Annotated in this window: 2 protein-coding genes; both read left to right on the top strand. The window is 41.2% G+C overall.

Going from position 1 to position 2184, the window contains the following annotated elements; all coding sequences use genetic code 11:
- The first annotated feature begins 244 nt into the window (after positions 1-244).
- A complete protein-coding gene (gene hemE, locus CK510_RS29620; protein ID WP_095725019.1) occupies positions 245-1300 on the top strand; it encodes a uroporphyrinogen decarboxylase in 1056 nt (351 codons plus the stop codon).
- 176 nt (positions 1301-1476) lie between these two features.
- The gene (locus CK510_RS29625; protein WP_095725020.1) at positions 1477-2040 is read left to right on the top strand and encodes a Uma2 family endonuclease; all 564 of its coding nucleotides are present in this window, start codon (positions 1477-1479) and stop codon (positions 2038-2040) included.
- Positions 2041-2184: the final 144 nt, after the last annotated feature.

The following is a 2184-nucleotide window of genomic DNA, read 5'->3' on the forward strand; positions in this document are numbered from 1 at the left end:
ATCCGTTTGAAATTAGCGATCGCTTGTGGGTAAAAAATCATCTTGAAGAAGATGAAGAAAAACTACGGTTTTCAACGTAGACGAGGTTTATATTGAATATAATCGAAGAAAGATTAAGGAATATTTCGCTTTCTTCCCATTAAATCTAAATAAATCTTCACCTTTGGCTGTTCCCCTTTTCCCTTTGCCATTTGAACGGTAAGCTAAAAAATGAGATAAAAAAGTTATATAGGATGAAGTGTTAATGGGTATTTCCGTTTCTGAGCCTCACTTATTACGGGCTGCTCGTGGTGAAGTTGTAGAGCGTCCCCCTGTTTGGATGATGCGACAGGCTGGACGATATATGAAGGCTTATCGAGATTTAAGAGAGAAATATCCTTCTTTTCGCGATCGCTCGGAAATTCCGGAGGTTGCCATTGAGGTTTCTTTACAGCCTTGGAGAGCGTTTCAGCCTGATGGTGTGATTCTATTTTCTGATATTGTCACTCCCCTTCCTGGTATTGGTATTGATATGGATATTGCGGAGGGAAAGGGACCAATTATTCACCAACCGATTCGTACTCAAGCCCAAGTTGATAATTTATATCCCCTTGTTCCGAATGAGTCGATGCCGTTTATTAAGACGATTTTAGGGGCATTGCGGCAGGAAGTGGGGAATAATTCCACTGTTTTAGGATTTGTTGGCGCACCTTGGACGCTGGCGGCTTATGCTGTGGAAGGAAAGGGTTCTAAAACCTATTCTGTAATTAAGAATATGGCATTTTCTGACCCAACAATTTTACACCAATTGTTATCGAAACTGGCTGATGCGATCGCAACCTACATGTGCTATCAAATTGACTCTGGAGCGCAGGTAGTGCAAATGTTCGATTCTTGGGCTGGACAACTTAGTCCCCAAGATTATGATACTTTTGCCCGTCCTTATCAACAAATGGTGTTTGAGAAAGTTAAGCAAACCCATCCTGATACACCTTTAATTTTGTTGGTTACTGGTTGTGCGGGGGTTTTGGAACGGATGGGACAATCGGGGGCAGATATTATTTCTGTGGATTGGACTGTGGATATGGCTGATGCTCGTCAGCGTCTGGGGAAAACTATGAAGGTACAGGGAAATTTAGACCCTGGTGTGTTGTTTGGTTCCCAGGAATTTATCCGCGATCGCATTTATGATACTGTGCGGAAGGCTGGTAATTGGGGTCATATTCTTAACCTTGGTCACGGTGTTTTACCGGAGACTCCTGAGGATAATGTCCGCTTTTTCTTTGAGACTGCGAAGGGTTTGAGTTTGACATCTGTATAATTTGTTGTTTTTTTTAACGCAGAGGAACGCTGAGTTATACGCGGAGGTTCGCGGAGGTTTTCTTGGTGTTCTTTTGCGTTTTGAAGGAATTAATAGAGCTTAACACCAAAGGCCTATCGCACGTTAGTATTGGGAAATATCAGCAGTACCACTAAAGCTTTTGAAGAAAATGGAAAATGGTACGAACACCTACTAGAACATTAACATTAGAAGAATTTTTGCAGATAGCAGAAACTGAACCTGCTAGCGAATATATTGATGGAAAAATAATTCAAAAACCAATGCCTCAAGGTGAGCATAGCGTACTTCAAACCGAATTACCACCTGCGATTAATTTAGTAGTTAAACCACAGCAAATTGCACGAGCTTTTACCGAACTTCGCTGTACAGTTGGGGGAAAATCTATTATTCCCGATGTTTCGGTTTTTCTGTGGAATAGAATCCCCCGTAAAGAGAATGGTGGAGTCGCAAATGTGTTCTCGATTTCTCCAGATTGGACAATTGAAATTCTCTCACCTGACCAAAGTCAAACTAAGGTTACTAAAAACATTTTACATTGTTTGAAACATGGGACGCAGATGGGATGGTTAATCGATCCACAAGAGCAATCGGTATTCATTTACTTACCAGATAAGCCGACAATTGTTTGCGATGAGGCTGATACAAGGTTGCCTGTTCCTGAGTTTGCGAAAGATTTTAATTTGACTGTCGAAGGTTTATTTAATTGGTTGCTGGAATAGGAAATAGGGAAAATGTCAAAATAATTATGCCGAGAAAGATTCGAGAATTGAAAGTTGAGATTCAGCGTGAAGGGTTGTTTAGGGATTGACATGAACCCCGGCTCTATTGGATGGAGCTATGTAGATCCTGAAGGCAACCTAAAG

The sequence above is a fragment of the Brunnivagina elsteri CCALA 953 genome, from assembly GCF_002289455.1.
GTDB classification, from domain to species: domain Bacteria; phylum Cyanobacteriota; class Cyanobacteriia; order Cyanobacteriales; family Nostocaceae; genus Brunnivagina; species Brunnivagina elsteri.

Bases quoted from the DNA above. Each gene is read 5' to 3' on its own strand.
- hemE (WP_095725019.1), top strand. From the start codon at position 245: ATGGGTATTTCCGTTTCTGAGCCTCACTTATTACGGGCTGCTCGTGGT.
- CK510_RS29625 (WP_095725020.1), top strand. From the start codon at position 1,477: ATGGTACGAACACCTACTAGAACATTAACATTAGAAGAATTTTTGCAG.